Origin of the sequence: Pseudomonas sp. 30_B (assembly GCF_017491605.1) — a bacterium.
Taxonomy (GTDB): domain Bacteria; phylum Pseudomonadota; class Gammaproteobacteria; order Pseudomonadales; family Pseudomonadaceae; genus Pseudomonas.
In genome coordinates this window covers 1-255 of sequence record NZ_JAFGYY010000434.1, presented here as the reverse complement: position 1 = coordinate 255, position 255 = coordinate 1, and the positions used below count along the sequence as shown (strand labels likewise).

Here is a 255-nt window from a genome sequence, read left to right as displayed (position 1 = left end):
TACATAGGTGCAAGAGGCGAACCAGGGGAACTGAAACATCTAAGTACCCTGAGGAAAAGAAATCAACCGAGATTCCCTTAGTAGTGGCGAGCGAACGGGGACTAGCCCTTAAGCTTCTTTGAATCTAGCAGAACGCTCTGGAAAGTGCGGCCATAGTGGGTGATAGCCCCGTATGTGAAAGGTTCTTGGAAGTGAAATCGAGTAGGACGGAGCACGAGAAACTTTGTCTGAACATGGGGGGACCATCCTCCAAGG

The 255-nt window shown here is 50.2% G+C and carries 1 rRNA gene; it reads left to right on the top strand.

Annotation, left to right across the window (positions count from 1 at the left end):
* A 23S ribosomal RNA gene (locus J5M67_RS30075) occupies nucleotides 1-255 on the top strand; the annotation flags it as partial.